The sequence below is a fragment of the Paenibacillus helianthi genome (assembly GCF_001909055.1).
GTDB classification, from domain to species: Bacteria; Bacillota; Bacilli; order Paenibacillales; family Paenibacillaceae; genus Paenibacillus_AQ; species Paenibacillus_AQ helianthi.
Genome location: NZ_LVWI01000037.1, coordinates 123281 through 138990, shown reverse-complemented (window position 1 = coordinate 138990; position 15710 = coordinate 123281). Strand labels below are relative to the sequence as shown.

The window sequence follows — 15710 nt, the reverse complement described above, 5'->3', positions numbered from 1 at the left end:
TTCTCCCGCTCTGTTCACTTTGAGCCCAATGATTTTTTACAGAATGATCGCAATCAGTCCACCAGAGCCTTCATTGATGATCCGGCCCAGTGTTTCCTGCAGCTTATAGCGGGCGTTATCCGGCATCATAGCGATCTTCCCTTGAATGCCTTCACGCACGATGGAGTGCAGCGACCGGCCAAAAATATCGGATTCCCATATCTTAATCGGATCGTTCTCGAAATCCTGCATCAGATAGCGCACCAGCTCTTCACTCTGCTTCTCTGTACCGATAATCGGCGAGAATTCAGATTCAACATCCACCCGAATCATATGAATGGATGGGGCTGTAGCCTTCAGCCGGACTCCGAAGCGCGAGCCTTGGCGAATCAGTTCCGGCTCATCCAGCGCCATTTCGGCGAGTGATGGAGCAGCGATCCCATAGCCTGTGGTTTTTACCATTTCCAGCGCTTCCGAGAAGCGGTCATATTCACGTTTGGCATGTGAGAAATCCTGCATCAGCTGCAGAAGGTGGTCTTTCCCGCGGATTTCAACACCTACAATCTCCATCAGAACCTGGTCATAGAGTTCCTCAGGCGCATACAAGTCGATCTCCGCCACACCCTGCCCCATATTCATGCCGCTGAGTCCTGCCCTGTCAATGAAGTCATATTCCGTGAACTGTGCCACCAGCCGGTCAACATCACGCAACCGGCGGATATCCTTCACCGTATCACGGACAGAATTCTCGTAACTGGTGCGCAGCCAGTGGTTCTCGCCAAGTACCATTACCCAGCTTGGAAGATTCACATTCACCTCGTGAACCGGGAATTCATAAAGTACTTCACGTAGGACGCCTGTTACATCATCTTCCGTCATATTCGCTGCACTGAGCGTCATGACCGGAATATCATATTTGGCGGCCAGCTCACTGCGGAGCTGCTGCGCTTCATCACTGCGCGGCCGGGTCGAGTTGATCACCAGCACAAACGGCTTGCCAACCTCTTTCAGCTCAGCGATTACACGCTCTTCGGAATCCACATAGGAGTGACGCGGAATTTCAGCTATGGTACCATCTGTAGTCACCACTACACCCAGTGTGGAATGCTCCTGAATGACCTTGCGGGTGCCAATTTCCGCTGCTTCCTGAAAAGGAATCGGCTCCTCAAACCAAGGAGTGGAAATCATCCGAGGACCGTTTTCATCCTCATAGCCTTTAGCACCTTCAACCGCATACCCTACACAATCTACCAGCCGGACATTGACCTCCAGCCCTTCCGCCACCTTAATCTGCACCGCATTGTTCGGCACAAATTTCGGCTCTGTTGTCATGATTGTTTTCCCTGCCGCGCTTTGCGGAAGCTCATCCACCGCTCTAACCCGATCCGCCTCATTCGTAATGTTTGGCAAGACGATCGTTTCCATAAAGCGTTTGATGAATGTTGATTTCCCTGTGCGAACCGCACCGACGACGCCAAGATAAATGTCTCCGCCGGTACGCTCGGCAATGTCCTTGAAAATATCCACTTTTTCCAAAAGAGATCCCCTCCTCATATTACTCCGAAGAAAAAATGCCTGAAGAGCATCGACTTCGCGTTCCGCCGGCTTTTCTGACCTTTGCAGGACACCCACCGGACTGACATTGTCCGCCATGGAGCCTAGCTGCTGACTTAAGGGCGGAACCTGCATTGCCCCACGCTTAACTCCGAATGCTCGGACATGCATTTGGACTAGTATCATCATATGTATCCAGAACGGATTTATGACCCGCTACCCGCGCAATTTAAATCGGAATTTCGTAAAAATCAGCCACTGCGCCTGCAGAGCGTCATGACGCCCGGAAGCCTTCTCAGCTAGCATATGAGGGAAAGTAGAGGGATAGAACTCTTTTTGGAAGAGAGCCTGTTAGTGTCTTTAGAGTAACGGAGACTGGGGGACTGGCTGACCGCCCACCCAGAAATAAGGCAAGGATTTGACAGGTACATAATAAGAAGCCTGCTCCAGTTGAAGACGCAGGTCCGTATGATCTTTAGGAGAAGCGGAGTTTTGGTGTATCGCCGACAGAATATCAACACCGTAATCTACATATACAGTGCCGTTCTTATCCATGAAAAATGGCAGCAGCTGGCCGGAATAGATGCTGCTCAGCGTGATCAAATCCGTGCCCGCCTGCCGGGCATCAATCGCGAACAAACCCGGATAGATCTCCTCCCCTGCCGGGAGGCTTCCTCCATGAGCAGACTTATACCGGTTGATAAGGCGCTGGACATCATTCACCTTTTGAACAGTAACCAAGTCCATCATTTTTACCTCTGGATCGCTCTCTTCATTCAATATAAGAAAGTAGGCGCTGCCACCCTTCTCAAAGGCTGCTGCAGGAATTTCATCCAGATATCCCGTTTGCTGCAGCTTCTCCAGATCAATCAAGAATTTCTCATATCTCGGTGTGGCCTCATCTGCATTAAGTATGGGCAGTAATCCTTCTTTTTGCTGGTAATCATTCACTGCTGCCTGCACCCGCATTACGCTTCCGCGGTAGCTGCTTCCCGCCTTTTCCTTCTCAGGATACATACAGCCAGCAAGCGAGCATACCCAAAGAATGGACACCGCCCATAGAACTCCTCTTATGTTGGATCTATACTTCTTGTCCCGCCTTATGCAGCTCTCCATGCCCGTATCCCTCCGTTTCTTACGGTTGTCGTAAAAGAGTGCTACCAGAGTTCATCTTCTTCCCCGCGACGGGCAGCTTCAAGCTTGCGCCTTACAGCTGCTTTGAGCGGGTCCTCGGGAGTATATACGCTCAAATCGTTCCATACCGCCGCTTGACAGGCCAGACGAATACCTTCGTCCAGCAGACCGCCCAGTTTTCGCTGCTCGGCATCACCGGGAGGCCTTAGCCCAGATGTATATTCTTCGGTAACCTTAACTTTACACATCAGACAGCCGGCCTTTCCTCCGCAACGGGTAGTAATGGAGACCCCTGCTTTACGTGATGCCTCCAGCAGAGAAGTTCCATGCGTGACAACAGCTGTTCGGCCATCCGGCTGAAACGTGACAGTCCATCCCTTTTGCCGTTTCATGATGCAGCTTCCTTCCTTCACATGATGTTATGTTAATGAATCCACCTGAAAAGCCTGACAGTCGGGCAGCTTCAACTGAATGTAAATGCTTACATAATCGAAGCAGCTCCACCCAGCAAGCCTATAATCATAATGACAAAAGCGATTACAGACAAAAAAACCCTTAAAAGCCCTTTGGTCTTACTGCGGGCAAAGGTAATCAGAAACACGGACAATCCCATGATCAGGATTGCGATAAGGGACAACCACATTTTCGTCATCGGGTCCATATCCAGCGCTCCCCCATTCGGCTAATTTGGATTGCGAATATTATAGCATGAAACTCTACCCATTTCTGCAAGAAGAAATGGCTGGAAATGACAACCTGGCTATGAGATATCCTTATTATTTCAACCGAAATAAGGGCAGAGATTCACGGAATTTGGAGGATTCCGGAACTTCTGCCCTTTGGTTTGAAGCGCCTACCTATTTTTTCATCATCATTTTCATTAAAGACTCCATTGTGCCTGAATTCGCGCCGCCTTTTTTGACAGCATTGATAATATCCTGCACAGTAGCTTCACTAACTGGCACCTTGGCCATTGCTGACACCTGTTTGATCAACTGGCGGAGCTGGGCTTCATTCTGCGTTGTTCCCGGCTTGACCGTACTGGCCAGCTTCTTCACGGCGCCTTCCGTAATGTTCTTTCCCGCCTTTTTGTTAATGGCGTTCAAAGCATCCTTGGAAAAATCTCTGCTCATTCTTCATCCCTCCTCCGTCAATCCCCATTTACAACATATGAGAATTTCCGGCAAAAGGTGAACGTTCCTCAGGAATGCCATTGCTCCCAGGTTTCCTGGGATATAGCTTCCATTTCTGTCTTGCGGTCTCTGCCCATTAAGGCTTCTACCGCCTTACGTGGGGATCTGCCTTTGAACAACACATGGTAAATCTGATCCGTAATTGGCATTTGCACTTTAAGCTTAAGCGAAATCGCAAAGGCAGCTTCCGTTGTACGAATACCTTCGACCACCATACCCATGGATTCTAGCACCTCCGCTAGAGGTTTACCCTGACCCAACATTGAGCCCGCCCGCCAGTTGCGGCTGTGCTTGCTCGTAGCTGTTACAACCAGGTCGCCGAGCCCTGCCAGGCCGGAGAACGTAAGGGGATTTGCGCCAAGCTCAACGCCAACACGGGAGATTTCAGCCAGTCCACGGGTAAGCAGCGCGGCCTTGGCATTGTCTCCGAAGCCCAGACCGTCAGACAAGCCTGCACCTAGTGCAATAATATTCTTCAACGCTCCGGCCAACTCAACGCCAACCTGGTCCCGGTTCGTATATACCCGGAAATCATTATTGATGAAAAGCTCCTGAGCAGCGGCTGCGCGACCTTCATCTGGCGAAGCCACAACGACTGTGGTCGGACATAGACGGACAACCTCTTCCGCGTGACTAGGACCTGAGAGAACCACAATCTCACCTTCATTACAGCCAAGCTCCTCAGAGATTACTGTAGACATCCGTTTCATCGTTTCTGTCTCGAAGCCTTTGGTGGCATGAATACAGAGCATTTCTTTCTTCCAGAAGGGTTTCAGCGCATGTGTAACCTGACGCATCCCAGAGGAAGGCGCAACAATAACTACCGCCCTGGAATCCTTAACGGCAGTTTCCATATCCGTAGTGGCAATAATATTCACAGGCAGCGTAATTTCGGGAAGATAATGCTGGTTTGTATGTGAATGATTGATCTCGTCAGCTTGTTCAGGTTTCCGTGTCCACAGATAAACTTCCGAGTGGTTAGCCGCCAGCACAGATGCCAGCGCAGTTCCCCAACTGCCCGCGACCAGCACGGTTACTTTATCAGACAACCCGGTTCCCCTCCTTGACTTTTGAACCAATTTTATTCTCCCGCCCCTGGCTGATCTTCACGATATTACTCCGATGCCGCCAAAAAGCGAAGAGGGCAATAATAAGACTTCCCCATAATTCAGGTGCCGTAAAATCGGTAAAAATTAAAATCACCGGGGTCAGCGCCACGAACAGAAGAGATCCCAGAGATACATATTTGGTAATCACAATTGCCACAATGGCAACTATACCGGCGATCAGCGCAGGCCAAAAACAAAGCGTAGCCATGACGCCTATGGTAGTCGCAATTCCTTTTCCTCCACGAAAATGAAAGTATAGGGGCCAGTTGTGTCCAATAATGGCTGCGATCCCGCAGGCAACAGCGACCCATGTCCCCCAGCCACCGGCCCAGGTTCCAAGCCAGACTGCCGCAATTCCTTTCAATACGTCCAGTACCAGAACAAGAATCGCCGGCCCTTTCCCCATCACCCGCAATGTATTGGTAGCACCGGCATTTCCACTGCCATATTGCCGGATATCCACACCCTTGAGCAGGCGGACCAAAAGCACACTGAAGCTGACAGAGCCAAGCAAATAACTTACTACGATAACCAGAAGTTCAAACGCCACTGTTTTCTCCCCTAACCTTCGTTCTCGGATTTGCGCCGTGTAAAGAGTCGGATTGGTGTGCCCTCGAAATTGAAAGCTGCGCGGATTTTGTTCTCCAGATACCGTTCATAGGAGAAGTGCATCAGCGAAGGATCATTTACAAACACCACTATTGTCGGCGGCTTCACAGCTACCTGGGTTACATAGTTGATGCGCAGGCGACGACCTTTATCCGTTGGCGGAGGATTGATGGCGACCGCATCAGACACCACATCATTGACAAGATGCGTAGTAATCCGCAGCGCATGCTGTTGAGCCACGTGCTGAACCACCGGAAGCAGCTTCTGGAGACGCTGTTTCGTGAGTGCAGATAAAAAGACAACAGGCGCATAGCTCATAAACAGGAAGTGATCGCGGATGTTGGTCTCAAAGTTCTGCATCGTCTTGTCGTCCTTCTCGACGGCATCCCATTTGTTAACCACAAAAATCGAAGCCTTACCGGCATCATGGGCATAACCTGCAATATGCTTGTCCTGGTCGATGATGCCTTCCTCACCGTTGATGACTACAAGCACAACATCAGCTCTCTCAATCGCACGCATAGCCCGCATCACACTGTATTTCTCAGTTGTTTCATAGACCTTGCCGCGTTTGCGCATCCCCGCAGTATCAATCAGCACATATCTCTGCCCATCGCGTTCAAACGGTGTATCAATGGCATCCCTAGTCGTACCGGCAACGTCGCTGACAATTACACGTTCTTCGCCCAAAATGGCATTTACGAGAGAAGATTTGCCTACATTCGGACGACCGATGAGAGCTACACGAATAACATCCTCATCATATTCCTCTTCGGTCAGCTCTGGCAGACGCTCGGTTACCGCATCGAGCAGATCCCCGATACCTGTACCATGGCTGCCTGAGATCCCGATGGGATCGCCAATTCCAAGGCTGTAAAATTCATAAATATCCTCTGTACGCTTCATGTTGTCAACTTTATTAATAGCTAAGACAATCGGCTTTCCGGAACGGAAGAGAATTTGTGCTACCTCTTCATCCGAATTGGTTAGACCGGTTTTTGCCTCGCACATAAAGACGATGACATCTGCTTCTTCAATGGCCAGTTCCGCTTGAACGCGGATGGACTTCAGAATAGCATCCTCACCGTCAATTTCAATTCCTCCGGTATCAATGACACTGAAGGATTTGCCGTTCCAATCGGAAACGCCATATATCCGGTCACGTGTGATCCCCGGTTTATCTTCTACAATGGCCAGTCTATCGCCAATCAGCCTGTTAAAAATCGTCGATTTACCGACGTTAGGCCTCCCAACAATGGCCACAACGGGTCTTGCCATATTCATTCCTCCTGTCATCCTTACGCTACTCATCATAGCAAAAAACGCTTCAATTGGCTAACATACTTACTGCTAATCTTTCCATTTCAGCGGTCTATAAAACATAATCGGCGAACCCCCGTATCGAGGGTTCGCCGATTACTATACCCATATATATGTGTAAATACGAAGGGATTAGTTATTGCCCTTGAATTTGTCCAGCTTGTCGCCGAAACGTTCAGCCAAAGTAAAGCTGAGGCCTTCATTGCTGAGCGACACGTTAGGGTTGTTCAGCACTTCTTTAGGCGCTCTGTCTCTGCTGTTGCTGCGTTCTGGTCTAGCCGTAGGAGCCGGAGCTTCTTCGGTTTCCTTGATGCTGAGGCTTACACGCTTCTCAGATGGGTTGAAGTCCAGAACTTTCACCTGCACTTCTTGTCCTTCCTTAAGCACTTCATGCGGAGTACCGATGTGCTTGTGGGAAATTTGCGAGATGTGTACAAGACCTTCTACACCTGGAAGAAGTTCAACAAACGCACCGAAGTTCACAAGGCGTTTAACTTCGCCTGTTACCACGTCACCAATGTTGATTTTTCCGGCTGCAGAATCCCAAGGTCCAGGAGCAGCTGCTTTGATGCTGAGGCTGATTTTTCCTTTTTCAGGGTCAACCTTAAGTACTTTAACCTTAACTTTTTCGCCTTCGGATACAACGTCGGAAGGTTTCTCAACATGGTTCCAGGCAATCTCGGATACGTGAACCAGACCATCAACGCCGCCTACATCAACAAATGCGCCGAATTGAGTCAGGCGTTGCACTGTACCTTCGATGATTTGTCCTTCGGACAGCTCAGACATAATTTTCTGTTTATTGGCTTCGAATTCTTCTTCCAGAACTTCTTTGGCAGAAAGAATAACCTTGCTGTTCTCACGGTCCAGTTCTTTCACTTTCACACGCAATGTGCGGCCTTTGTAGTCGCTGAAATCTTCAACGAAGTGACGTTCAACCATGGAAGCTGGAATAAATCCGCGCGCGCCAACATCTGCCACGAGGCCGCCTTTGACAACGTCAGCTACAGTAACTTCGAAAGCTTCTTGGGAAGCAAAATACTTTTCGAGATCTTCCCATGATTTTTCGCTGTCAACTGCACGTTTGGAAAGCACCAGGCTTTCCTTGTTGTCGTTAATGCTGACAACCTTGCATTCCACTTCTTGTCCAACTTCAACCGCTGCTGCAGCGTTGTCCAGTTGTACAGAAGACAATTCGCGAATAGGAATAACGCCGTCGTATTTATATCCAATGCTTACATAAGCTTGGTTATCTTCGATTTTGACGATTGTTCCTTTCACGGTATCGCCTTTTTTCAGAGAAATGATTTCCAAACCTTCTTGGCTAGTCACTTCTTCTTCGTTACTTGCAACTGCTTCTGTAGCACCGTTGTTCTCTTCTGCTGCGGCTTCCACAGTTTCCGTTGCTTCTACGGCTTCATTGTTGTCAACGTTGGCCGCAGTTTCCTGATTTCTAGTTTCTTCAGACATGTGATTACCCTCCTCGATTCAAAACCCCATTTATTTAAACCCGCGTAGAGCAGAGTTCAAAACAAGCAATGCAGATATCACTTACACTTTCACGTTAGTATGTTCCAAAAATTAGCGGTTATGCCGTTATTCTAATCAGCGGAACATCCGTACGTCTGCCTGCACTTAATTCACTGTAGGCTTACCGGTCTTTGCCATCTCATGTATGCGTCCCATAATAACATCAGTGACTTCTTCAAGAGATTCGCTGCCCGCCCCGGCAAATGAACTGAGATCGATGGGAGCCCCATAAATAACGGTCATCCGGCGAAAAGGCTTGTAAGAACCGATAATAGCGGCAGGAACAACCGCTGCACCGCTGCGAAGCGCAAAACTTGCTGCGCCCTTTTTTGCCACACCGGAGTCAGAGTTTCGTGTCCCTTCCGGAAAGATGCCCATAACATTTCCGCTGCGAAGCGTATTAAGGGCCGTTTTGATGGATTCTTTGCTCACGCCGCCACGTTTGACAGGAAAAGCGCCCAGTTTGTTAATGAGCCAGCCTAGCACAGGAACCTTGAATAGCTCTGCTTTGGCCATATACTTGACCTGACGATTCAGCTTGATCCCAATAGTCATCGGATCCAGCAAGCTGATATGATTGGCACACAGCAACACTCCGCCTTCCTCCGGCACATTCTCTTTCCCAATAATCTTAAGCGGAAACAAAATGGCGTAAATCAAGCGAAGTAATCCACGGCAAATGACATAAATCATAAATGATTTCTCTCCCCGTCCACATAAGATCTGCAGCGGGATACAATTGCTTCCACGGCTTGATGGATATCCATATGCGTCGTATCTAAAAGAATAGCATCCTCTGCACGGCGCAGCGGTGAAATCTCCCGTCCTTCATCCAGACGGTCCCGCGCGGCAATATCGCATTCAAGCTGCTGGAGCGTCACTGTTTCCGCATCTTTCAGTTCCTTGTAGCGGCGTAGAGCCCGTTCTTCCACACTCGCCGTCATAAAAATCTTCACTTCAGCGTCCGGCAGCACGGTCGTACCGATATCGCGGCCATCCATCACTACTCCCTTGCGGAGCGCCATCTGGCGCTGCAAATGGCTCAGCCTGGTTCTTACGCCCTCGATCTTCGAATACTGCGACACTTGGCCGCTAACCTGAAGACTTCGGATATGCGGAGTCACGTCCTCCCCATTGATCAGCACCTTCTGCACATCCGGTTCCGGGATCAGTTCGATCACCATATCGCGGACTCTTTGATCCACCTGAAGATTATCTTCAGCCGGTATGCCTTCACGGATCATATACCAGGTAATCGCCCGGTACATCGCTCCAGTATCGACATAAATGTACGAGAGCTTCTGGGCTACCAATCGGGCTACAGTGCTCTTGCCTGCCCCGGCAGGTCCGTCGATGGCGACGTTAATTCTGTCGTTAGTATGTGTACCCTGCCTATCCAACGGGGCATTCCTCCTCAAACACTCTTTCAGTCAAGAAAAAACAAGCTTGCTGGTATTATCAAGAAAAAAGCAGGCATTGCCTGCGACTTATAAAATTATACCACAGTTTAACCCCCAGTGCAAAATGACACTGAGGTATTTGTATAGAAAAAAGTGTCTATTTATACCTTTTTCCCGCCCATCTCATCGGTTGCGGAAATCGAACTGGCGCTCAAAGCAGTACCGGATAATTTTTTGCCGCTCTGAATCAGTAATCGCTGCGAACTTCACCATCACCAGATTACGCCCTGTTTCCAATGTCTTGATCCGGACGATCTCACCTTCAAAGTTCACATGCTCTGTGCTTCCGTTCCGGTAAGGGACAAGCAGCCAGCAGAACAGCTTTCCTCCCACTTCGGGGTGCACTTTGGAGTCGCTCAGGAAAGAGGTCCCTCCCCCTCCGATATCTTCAGTACGAACTAAGTAGCGGCTGCCCAGCGAGTCTTTCACAGCAAGCTCAAGCTCTGCGTTTACACGTAAGAAGCTTCGGCGCTGGATCTTGAAGATGGATTCGACTGCCGGCTTTCGTATACGTACCATGCGGATCACTTCTTCCTTGAAGCCGACCACATGTGTATTAAAGTAATTTTTGACACCGCCCTCCGACAAGAAATATACGGACAGCTCGTCCCCGATAAATAGCCTTTTCAGCCTCCCGTTATTTTCTTGAATGGGAATTTCAATCAAAAAAGCCTCGTCTTCCGTCTCTGCTATTCTCGATCTATATTCCACTTCTGCCTCTCCAGCATCGCTTGAAGCAACCTGTATGTATAGATATTCGTTGATTTTGGGATACAAGCCTGTCACCGCCACATGATTAGTATTTATTCTAGAATTAATTATAGCATGGAGATTTATTGCCCGGTGAGAAATATTATTCTGATTTTGAAATGACAAAAAGGTGCATTTCCACATGGGAACTGCACCTATCAGGCAAGATATATTGCCTTTACGCTGAAAGATTATTTACCCTGTGCGCCAGAGGATTTCCTGACTTCTTCAACAGCTTCCTCGTGACCGTCATCAGCGTTTAAGTAAATCCGGTACTGTGAGCCGTTGATTTTGCCTCCGAACTCATAGGTCAGTACCTCTTCGGCATCCTCATTCTTAATCCAGGCCAGCCGGTTGTACAGTTCCTTATATTCCGGATTAAGCATTTTTCTGGCTTCAGCCAAAGTCAGACCCGGCTTGGAGATCACCCGCTTCTCCTGACGCTCACGCACATAGTCACTTGCCTGAAATCCTGTCGGTTCCCCGGTATCCAATCCAACGCGAACTGTCATTTTTTCCGGGTAGATCAGGATGCCGTTTCGGCTGGTGACGAAGGTTAAGTTGCCCATATTATCGTAACGGTCCGCACTGACAGCAGTCATATCCGGATATCCTTTATCCTTAAGGAATTCCCCGGCTTTGGTAACAGCCTGATTCATCGACACCTTGGCAGGACCCACGTTCCGGTTATCATTGTAGGAGATCAGTAGCCCGCCCTCTACAGTAAAATCCATACTAACCGGCTCTTTATGATCCTTACTTGTTACTACAGCAGTATAGGACGCCCACTCGGTTCCCTTGCCGTTTTCCCTAACATCTACAGTCGGATTCCCACCGATGTCCGCAAATTTGACGGCTTTGCGTTTCACATCTTCCACGGTAACCGGTATGCCACCCAGCTTCTTCACAGAGCGTTTATTATAAATGCTGGCCACAGAAGGCCCATAATCGAGCTCAGGATAAGCGGCTACCCGTTTGTCTACTGTTTTGAATCCATCGATAATCGTGTTGTCCTCAGCCTTATCCTCTGTTGCCAGCGCAGATTCAACATCCATCCAACGCAGCCTGTTCGTGATTACCTTGTTCTGAACCTCCTGCAGATCCTTGGAAATTTCACCCGAGTTCTTATATAGCGCTTTTAAATTACCCATTTCATTGTCCGAAAGAGGTTTTTTGGTAAAATCACGCACAGCCGCCTTGTAAGAGAAGTTGGAGATTTTGGACAAAAACTCTTCAGTCTCACTGAATGGAAGCAGGGTAAGGGGCAATTGATTGATCTCATTCTGCGCTTCACTGGTCAGCCTCCAGACATTCACAAGCCCCTTGCGGTGCATGCCACTTGAAGTATGGTTGACCGCCAGGGTATTCCCAAGCTCACCGTGAAGCTGTTCCATGTGATAAGAGAGATCATGAAAAGCTCGCTGGTATTGGTTCTCCGCTTTGATTAGAATCGAGTTCTTCTCCTGATTCTCCTGATACCCCCACACTAACGCACCAATCAGCAACAGTGTGGTAATCGGGAACATTAAGGCACTTAATCTTTTGTACATAGGCCTACAAGACTCCTTTCAGTTGCTTATTGCCGTTAGTTTGACAATAACTGAGAAGTCTTATGCACCCAAATGATCTGATATCAAAAAAGAGAATTCTTTCAAAAGGCTACTAAGCCCGCTCCTCAATTTCAAAACCGCTGCTGCAGTTGCACAGACATTGTTTGAATCCGGTCTGAATAACTCCCTGCTCTTTATTTCCTCTTAAGATGTAGCTTTCTCCACACTGCTTGCATACAATCCTAATTTTCACACGCAAAAAAAGACACCTCGCTCCTTTCTGGAATCCCTTGCTAACGGAACTACCTTTCAGGATAAGTGTGTCCATCTCTACTAGAGATTAATCTCTTCTTCACGCTTCAGGAACCGGAACGGGGAACGGCTGTTGGCCCGTGCCACCTTGCCCATGCCTCCATACCATAATACAGCCATCAGTGGCACAATAAACCAGATCCAGGTATTAGTCATGGTAGTCAGGATAAAGTCATATATCCCGTGCCACAGCCAAGGCAGAAGCAGGGACATGATTAATATCCCTCTTGTTTTGACACCACCTGAGAACTTGGCCCTGCCCATGTGGTAACCCATAATGACGCCGAACATAGCATGCCCCGATACCGGAAGCAGCGCCCGCATAAACATGGAACCGATTGAAGCGTGGCTGTACCAGGCATACATTACATTCTCCAAAGTTGCGAAGCCGAGCGAAATCGCTACGGCATATAGTATTCCATCGTATGGCTCGTCAAATTCGGTATGATTGTAGATCATATGGTACAGCACAAACCACTTCAGGCATTCTTCCACGCCGGAGGATATCAAAAAAGCATCTGCATAGGGCCCGCCGTCCAGTCCAAGCACAAGGCCCCTTTGGATGATCATAATAGGAAAAACAATCAAAATCCCCAGCAGAAACACCTTCAGAACCATAAATAGCGGCTCTTGGTCATACTTGTCCTTTAGATAGAAAAAAGTCAGCAGCGCAAGTCCAGGTGCCACTGCTGACGAAATGACCGATAACAAAAGCACCGATTATCCTCCCTGCGCTCTATGACTTTATGTCTTCATATACAGAATTCGATAAGTAAAGGAAGGGCCAAAGATGACTTTGTTCCCCTCCACACCGTCATTGCTGGCGTTTGAAATGAGTGCAGATCAATTCAATCGCATTCTCTGGCATAACCGTCTTACCGTATTCGGCCAGAACAGCTTCAGTTACTGGCGACGAATCCCCGAACTCGGAGAGAACTCCTACAAGCCCGGACAATGCAGTTTCCTCAAATTCCTTCGGATCGAAGTAGAGATACCATATATCATTATAAGAATACAGCTTTCCTTGAGAAGTAATATTGCCGAGGAGCACATGAGCCGCTTCAACCAAAGCCTCAAAGTCGCGGAATGCATATACAATGGAGTCGCTTTGTTCTAGAGTAACTTCCATTTCGTAAATCTCTTCGGGCATATCTTCTTCACCGGACGCACCGTACTGATGGTGATCATATTTTCCTCTAGTCACTATAACGACCATACCTTGCGCGGGCAATGCGAATACTTCCACGGCAAGCGGACCGGTAGCGTCAAAACCGAGTTCACTGTACGCCTGATCCATCATTTCCGTAAACAAGTCATGCACCTTGGGAACTTCCTGCCACATATCTTCCTTCTGGATGCCCCGCTCGCTCAGGTCGTCAAAAGTGAGGAAAATCCGTATCTTATCTTGACTTAATCGCTCTATTCTCATGACAGGATCCTCCTTTTGCAAGCTCATTTATTATAATGTATGATGAGTCCCGAGTAATGAGCCAAAAATGGTTACTATGTATGTATGTTATCATTTTGGCACAGCAAATGCACGTAAATAAAAAATTATTTCTTTCCAAATATAAAGAGTTTTATACCACTCTTATTTGAAAAAAAGAATCATTTTGCGGATGACTAGTCCCCAAAATGATTCTGCATCAGCTTTTTGCGTTTACAATCCCGGTATGGAGCTATGTGTATCCTTAAGAATCTGCTCTACTTCATGTTTCACCTCAGGATTGCTGCGGATGAAATCCTTCAGCATTTTGAGATTGGCTTCTTTGGATTTAACCGCAGACTCCCCCTTGTGTTCGTTATTACTATGGGAGACATGTGTGGTGTTATCAGTATGACTGCCAGCATTTGTGTTTCCAGTTGCTGTATTTCCAGCTGTAGCGTTACCAGAAGCTGTACTGCCAAAACCAGTCATGGCCATGCCCATGATTTTGTCCTTTGCTTTTTCACCCGCCCCATTCATCTGACCGTTCGGCTGAAGCAGACTGGATATCATGGCTCCGCGTTTTTTGGACATAATCATACTAATTGCAGCACCCATCAGCACTCCTGTCAAAAATGACGAAGTATTCATATCTCTAACCTCCTTGTATGGTAAAATCATGCTTAGTGTTCGCGGAAAGAATTCAGCTCATACAGCCAAACCAAAAGAAAGCGAGATGAAAAAAGTGGTTAAAGCAACATCAGCGCTGCTGCTGTCCGTCTTACTGCTGTCTGCGTGCAGTAACAGCGGCAATGGTAATGCAGGGCCAGATACGACAGCGCAGCCTACAGCGGCTACAACCCAAGCAGCACCGGAACCTACTGCGCAGGCAAGCACCAGTGCTGCAGCAAGCATGACCCCTGAAACGGTACCATCAGAGGCTCCATCGGCAAGCTCAACGCCGCAGTCGTCAGCAGATAATGGAACTGACACCAGTAAAACAACAGTTGACAATGCTGCTGCAGAGATACCGCTGCTCTATCACATGAACAAAAATTATGACATTATTCCGAACAAGGATGGCATAAGCAAAAAAGTGGTACTGCTAACCTTTGATGATGGCCCAAAGAATGCAGATATGATTAATCCACTAATGGATACGCTCGACAAGCACCATGCCAAAGCCATTTTCTTCGTGAACGGGTACCGGGTAAAAGAACATCCTGAGCTTCTCAAGCTCATTCAGACCCGGGGTGGCATTATCGGCAATCACAGCTGGGACCATATCGTACTGAAGGATAAATCCTATGCTGAGGTGAAAAAGCAAATTGAGGATGTTCAGGATATCGTCAAAAAGGTTACTGGCGAAACCCCACAGTTTTTCCGTCCCCCCCATGGCGCAGGCGGTGATGTCGGCAAGAAGATTGCAGCCGAGAACGGCCTGCTCTATATGACCTGGTCTGTAGGTTCACTGGATTGGGAAATGAAAGAGAAGGACACCGGCAAAACTGCGAAACTGATCAAGAACGTCACAGACCAGCTTCACTCCGGCAGCAACATCCTGATGCACGAACTTCCTTGGACTGTAGAAGCACTGGACACTCTATTGACTACACTTGAAGGCAAAGGCTACAGCTTCGTCGATCCACGCAGCATTGAGCTGAAGATGCGTTAAGCTATTAATACAGCGATGGATGTAACAAAAAAAGGTATTCCTTGCCTAATACGCAAGGAATACCTTTTTAGCATAACTGGAAATTAATTTACACTTGTAGCCTGCTTTT

General features: G+C 48.2%; 17 protein-coding genes. 1 reads left to right on the top strand and 16 read right to left on the bottom strand.

The window, feature by feature from the left end; translation table 11 throughout:
• Window positions 1–36 precede the first annotated feature (36 nt).
• From spoIVA to A3844_RS12380, 16 genes are all read right to left on the bottom strand, one after another.
• Complete coding sequence (spoIVA, locus tag A3844_RS12455) at window positions 37–1515, bottom strand: stage IV sporulation protein A (protein WP_074087611.1); 1479 nt, start codon at window positions 1513–1515, stop codon at window positions 37–39.
• Window positions 1516–1893: 378 nt separating this feature from the next.
• A complete protein-coding gene (locus A3844_RS12450) occupies window positions 1894–2586 on the bottom strand; it encodes a DUF3939 domain-containing protein (RefSeq protein WP_244169761.1) in 693 nt (230 codons plus the stop codon).
• 104 nt (window positions 2587–2690) lie between these two features.
• Window positions 2691–3059 carry a 2Fe-2S iron-sulfur cluster-binding protein gene (locus tag A3844_RS12445; RefSeq protein WP_074107546.1) on the bottom strand — a complete coding sequence of 123 codons (369 nt, stop codon included), beginning with the start codon at window positions 3057–3059 and terminating at the stop codon, window positions 2691–2693.
• Window positions 3060–3148: 89 nt separating this feature from the next.
• A complete protein-coding gene (locus tag A3844_RS12440; protein ID WP_074107545.1) occupies window positions 3149–3328 on the bottom strand; it encodes a DUF2768 family protein in 180 nt (59 codons plus the stop codon).
• A gap of 196 nt (window positions 3329–3524) precedes the next feature.
• Window positions 3525–3800, bottom strand: coding sequence for a stage VI sporulation protein F (locus A3844_RS12435; RefSeq protein ID WP_074087607.1), 276 nt, complete (start codon window positions 3798–3800; stop codon window positions 3525–3527).
• Between the two features lie 68 nt (window positions 3801–3868).
• Window positions 3869–4909 (bottom strand): NAD(P)H-dependent glycerol-3-phosphate dehydrogenase, encoded by a 1041-nt coding sequence (locus tag A3844_RS12430; protein ID WP_074087606.1) that lies wholly within the window; start codon window positions 4907–4909, stop codon window positions 3869–3871.
• Window positions 4902–5519 carry a glycerol-3-phosphate 1-O-acyltransferase PlsY gene (plsY, locus tag A3844_RS12425; RefSeq protein WP_074087605.1) on the bottom strand — a complete coding sequence of 206 codons (618 nt, stop codon included), beginning with the start codon at window positions 5517–5519 and terminating at the stop codon, window positions 4902–4904. Before plsY ends, A3844_RS12430 begins: the two co-directional genes overlap by 8 nt.
• An 11-nt stretch (window positions 5520–5530) precedes the next feature.
• Window positions 5531–6856: a ribosome biogenesis GTPase Der gene (gene der / locus A3844_RS12420; RefSeq protein ID WP_074087604.1), complete on the bottom strand. Its 1326-nt coding sequence runs from the start codon at window positions 6854–6856 to the stop codon at window positions 5531–5533.
• Between the two features lie 174 nt (window positions 6857–7030).
• On the bottom strand, window positions 7031–8368 hold the full coding sequence (gene rpsA, locus A3844_RS12415) for a 30S ribosomal protein S1 (protein ID WP_244169760.1): 1338 nt from the start codon (window positions 8366–8368) through the stop codon (window positions 7031–7033).
• Window positions 8369–8533: 165 nt separating this feature from the next.
• Entirely contained in the window at window positions 8534–9121 is a 588-nt protein-coding gene (locus A3844_RS12410) for a lysophospholipid acyltransferase family protein (protein ID WP_074087603.1), read from the bottom strand.
• Entirely contained in the window at window positions 9118–9828 is a 711-nt protein-coding gene (gene cmk, locus A3844_RS12405) for a (d)CMP kinase (RefSeq protein ID WP_074107544.1), read from the bottom strand. The genes A3844_RS12410 and cmk overlap by 4 nt, the downstream gene beginning before the upstream one ends.
• 183 nt (window positions 9829–10011) lie before the next feature.
• Window positions 10012–10665, bottom strand: coding sequence for a flagellar brake protein (locus A3844_RS12400; protein WP_074087601.1), 654 nt, complete (start codon window positions 10663–10665; stop codon window positions 10012–10014).
• A gap of 164 nt (window positions 10666–10829) precedes the next feature.
• Window positions 10830–12188, bottom strand: a complete 1359-nt coding sequence (gene ypeB, locus A3844_RS12395; protein WP_074107543.1) for a germination protein YpeB — start codon at window positions 12186–12188, stop codon at window positions 10830–10832.
• Between the two features lie 333 nt (window positions 12189–12521).
• Entirely contained in the window at window positions 12522–13217 is a 696-nt protein-coding gene (gene prsW / locus A3844_RS12390) for a glutamic-type intramembrane protease PrsW (RefSeq protein WP_074087599.1), read from the bottom strand.
• 97 nt (window positions 13218–13314) lie between these two features.
• Window positions 13315–13929 carry a genetic competence negative regulator gene (locus A3844_RS12385; protein WP_074087598.1) on the bottom strand — a complete coding sequence of 205 codons (615 nt, stop codon included), beginning with the start codon at window positions 13927–13929 and terminating at the stop codon, window positions 13315–13317.
• A gap of 231 nt (window positions 13930–14160) precedes the next feature.
• On the bottom strand, window positions 14161–14577 hold the full coding sequence (locus A3844_RS12380) for a hypothetical protein (protein WP_074087597.1): 417 nt from the start codon (window positions 14575–14577) through the stop codon (window positions 14161–14163).
• A gap of 85 nt (window positions 14578–14662) precedes the next feature.
• On the opposite strand from A3844_RS12380, the gene A3844_RS12375 reads away from it, so the two are divergent.
• Window positions 14663–15601: a polysaccharide deacetylase family protein gene (locus A3844_RS12375; protein ID WP_074087596.1), complete on the top strand. Its 939-nt coding sequence runs from the start codon at window positions 14663–14665 to the stop codon at window positions 15599–15601.
• Window positions 15602–15710: the final 109 nt, after the last annotated feature.

Coding starts and splice junctions, on each gene's coding strand:
- ypeB (WP_074107543.1), bottom strand. CDS start 12,188: ATGTACAAAAGATTAAGTGCCTTAATGTTCCCGATTACCACACTGTTG.
- der (WP_074087604.1), bottom strand. CDS start 6,856: ATGGCAAGACCCGTTGTGGCCATTGTTGGGAGGCCTAACGTCGGTAAA.
- A3844_RS12375 (WP_074087596.1), top strand. CDS start 14,663: ATGAAAAAAGTGGTTAAAGCAACATCAGCGCTGCTGCTGTCCGTCTTA.
- A3844_RS12445 (WP_074107546.1), bottom strand. CDS start 3,059: ATGAAACGGCAAAAGGGATGGACTGTCACGTTTCAGCCGGATGGCCGA.
- rpsA (WP_244169760.1), bottom strand. CDS start 8,368: ATGTCTGAAGAAACTAGAAATCAGGAAACTGCGGCCAACGTTGACAAC.
- A3844_RS12380 (WP_074087597.1), bottom strand. CDS start 14,577: ATGAATACTTCGTCATTTTTGACAGGAGTGCTGATGGGTGCTGCAATT.
- A3844_RS12410 (WP_074087603.1), bottom strand. CDS start 9,121: ATGATTTATGTCATTTGCCGTGGATTACTTCGCTTGATTTACGCCATT.
- A3844_RS12385 (WP_074087598.1), bottom strand. CDS start 13,929: ATGAGAATAGAGCGATTAAGTCAAGATAAGATACGGATTTTCCTCACT.
- A3844_RS12435 (WP_074087607.1), bottom strand. CDS start 3,800: ATGAGCAGAGATTTTTCCAAGGATGCTTTGAACGCCATTAACAAAAAG.
- A3844_RS12440 (WP_074107545.1), bottom strand. CDS start 3,328: ATGGACCCGATGACGAAAATGTGGTTGTCCCTTATCGCAATCCTGATC.